This window comes from Microvirga pakistanensis (assembly GCF_004458765.1).
Classification (GTDB): Bacteria; Pseudomonadota; Alphaproteobacteria; order Rhizobiales; family Beijerinckiaceae; genus Microvirga; species Microvirga pakistanensis.
This window is the reverse complement of record NZ_SPJX01000023.1, coordinates 1-223: the sequence shown is the minus strand read 5'-3', so window position 1 is coordinate 223 and position 223 is coordinate 1. Positions and strand designations below refer to the sequence as shown.

At 68.6% G+C, this 223-nt stretch carries 1 protein-coding gene; it reads right to left on the bottom strand.

The features are described from left to right. Positions 1-222, bottom strand: a 222-nt coding sequence (locus tag E4K09_RS01620) for an alcohol dehydrogenase catalytic domain-containing protein (RefSeq protein ID WP_244610316.1), incomplete at its 3' end; no start/stop codon positions are given. Position 223 lies beyond the last annotated feature (1 nt).

Sequence of the window (223 nt, the reverse complement as noted above, 5' to 3'; positions counted from 1 at the left end):
GTAGAGCGGGATCACGTGATCGCCCGCTTTCAGGGTGGTGACCCCGGGCCCGACCTCGCGCACGATGCCGGCGCCCTCGTGGCCGAGGATGGCCGGGAACTTGCCCTCGGACTCGAGCCCCGAGAGCGTGTAGGCGTCCGTGTGGCACACCCCCGTGGCCATCACCTCCACCAGAACCTCGCCCGCCTTCGGACCCTCCAGCCGGATCGTCTCAATCGTCAAA